The organism is Blastomonas sp. CCH1-A6 (assembly GCF_001556365.1).
GTDB classification, from domain to species: Bacteria; Pseudomonadota; Alphaproteobacteria; order Sphingomonadales; family Sphingomonadaceae; genus Blastomonas; species Blastomonas ursincola.
In genome coordinates, this window is the sequence record NZ_LSIS01000546.1 from 1 (window position 1) to 2695 (window position 2695).

General features: G+C 64.3%; 1 protein-coding gene. It reads left to right on the forward strand.

The window, feature by feature from the left end; all coding sequences use genetic code 11:
- The coding region (locus AX735_RS26190; RefSeq protein WP_202189654.1) for a hypothetical protein at positions 1–2695 on the forward strand (2695 nt) is incomplete at both ends.

A 2695-nucleotide genomic window follows, 5' to 3' on the forward strand; every position in this document is an offset into this window, starting at 1 on the left:
CGAGCTCGAGCATCGCGTCGATGGGACGGTGCCGATCACGCTACGCGAGGAAGCGGCGCAGATCTATGCCTGGGACGAGGAGGAAGGCGCACCGGTCCAGGCGAACAACGGGCTTGGCTATAACCGGGCCGAGAACCCCATCGTCATCGCCATCGACGACAGCGGCGCGGTCATCCCTACCCCGGGCAGCCCGATCGTCAGCACCGTGCGCAACGAGTTCGGCGAGCCGCGCGATCCGGCGCAGTTGCTCAACAGCTCCCTGACCGCCACGCAGGGCGGTCGCATCGGCTATGATGGGCAGGAGGGCCGGGTCGAGGTTATGCGGCTCACCCCTCGCCTGCTGGAAACCGCGCCCGCATCTGCGATCACGCAGGTCGATAGCGATATCGACAGCCTGCGCCGCGCCATCACGCTGGCACTGCGCGAGACAACCGGTGTGCGCAAGACGCTGCGCGACGCGGGGGTCTATGTCGATCCGGCCAATGGTCAGGTCAAGATCAGCGCGATCGACCAGACGGCGGAGAGGTTGAACGAGGTAGGCATCATCCTCGACGCGCAGGCGGCGACGATCAATCTCAAGGCCAGCACCAATTACGTCGACGAGCAGATCATCCTCGCCGTGCTCAACCCCGAGCAAGCGGCGGAACTCGGCCCGCTCATCACCCGCTTGACGCAGGCCGAAACCGATATCGACGGCCTGAACGCGACGATCATCACCAAGGCATCGGTCGTGGACCTGAACACGCTCGGCGGCCGCGTGACCACCGCAGAGACCGATATCGACGCGCTGCAGGGCGAGATCACGCTCAAGGTCAGCAACACGACCTTCGATGCGCTGGCCGATCGCGTGACCACCGCTGAGACGCAGTTGGAAGCCATCCCCGACGCGGCATCGATCACGAACTCTGTCAACGCCACGCGCCTCGTGCAGCGCCAGGCCGACGACCTCACCGATGCGAACATCCTTGGGTTGATCCTCGGCGACCGGGCCAAGCGTGACCAGGTGGCTGCGATCGCTGCGGCGCGGAACGAGCTGGGCGCGCAGATCACCGAAGGAGACGAGGCGCAAGCGCGGTTCGCCGTGGCATTGCAAGCGCGCGTCGGTGCGGCGGAGAGCTCGATCGCGACCGAGAGCCTCACCCGTGCCAATCAATTCGGGTCGCTCGCCCAATCGCTGACCTCCTTGCAGGCCTCGTTCGATGCCGAGGTGGGCACGCTGCAGGGCAATATCGACGCGCTGGCGCAGGTCGTCACCGACGAGACGGGCGCGCTGTCCACGACCATCAGCGAGGTCAGCGCGGCGCTTACGCAGGAGATCGAGGATCGCGGGGAGGCGGTCGATACGGTCGATGCGCGCGTGACCTCGGTCGAGGAGGCCAGCATCGAGCGGGATGGCGAGATTCGCGGCCTAATCACCCGCCAATCGACGGCCATTCGCGGTTCGCAGGAGGAGGCGGCGCGCTTTCAGGATGGCGTCATCAGCGGGCTGTTGCTCGGCGACCGCGCGGCGCGCCAGGCGAACCAGCAGATTGCATTCGCGCGCGAGGAAATCGTCACGCAGCTGACCGACCTCGAAAGCGGCTTCGCGTCCAGCCTGTTCGCGCTGGGGCTGCGCATCGGCGAGGCGGAGGGCTCCATTCGCGAGCTTGACCGGATCGTCATTGAGAACAACACGACGCTGGTGCAGAGCATCGACACGCTCACGCTCAGCACCACGGTATCGATCGGAGCGGTCGCCAGCAGGGTCGATACGGTAGAAACTGATGTGTCGAACACCATCGGGCGCGTGGACACGGTGGAAACCGACGTGTCGAACACGATTGGACGGGTCGATGGCCTTGAGGAGGATTTGCCCGCTGGACTGGCAGCTGAGGCAGCGGCGCGCACGATAGAGATTGCAGGCGCGATCACCAGCGAGCGCGTGCTGTGGCAGGAAGGCGACAGCATCCTCGCGGGAAGCATCACAACGCTATCGACGACGGTTGACGAGAACACGGCCACGCTGGCGATTTACGGCGAAAGCATCGACGGGTTGGAAGCGCGCGGCGGCATCCGGTTCGACATTAATGGCCGGGTGAGCGGCGTTGGCGTAACCGCGACTGCGGCGACAACCAAGTTCTCTGCGGTTGTTGACCAGTTTGAGCTGGTCGATCCTGACACCAACTTCAAATATTTCGAGGCCACCGAAGGCGGCGTCGTCATGCGCAACGTCGAGGTCGATAAGATCAAGGCGAACGTGGTCGATGCTGCCAAGCTGACCGGCGCGGCGCTGGGTGAGACGGCGCACGCATACAACGAGAACGCCGTCAACACCTCCGGCACAAGCTGGGTAGAGGTCATTTCCGTGGGCCTGACCCCTCTGCACGGACGACCAATCAAGCTCGAATTCGCTGCCCTGATGAAGGACATCGTGGATGCAAATACCAAGCTGAACGTCCGTATCGTGCGCGATGACGGCACCGTAATTTACGGGGGTTCAAGCGGCGCTGAGTTCCACATTCAAGATGAGGGCACGCAAATCTACGTCCCGATCATCGACAGCGTGACCGCTGGCCGCGCGACGACCTGGGCCATGCAGTTCGCCAAATCCACCGAGCCTAGCGTCACCGTCTCTGCATCTTTTCGGTTCGCGCAGGCCGAAGAGCTGAGCCGCATCAACCTGCAAGCCTCGACCATCGTCACGGGTGGCGGTGGC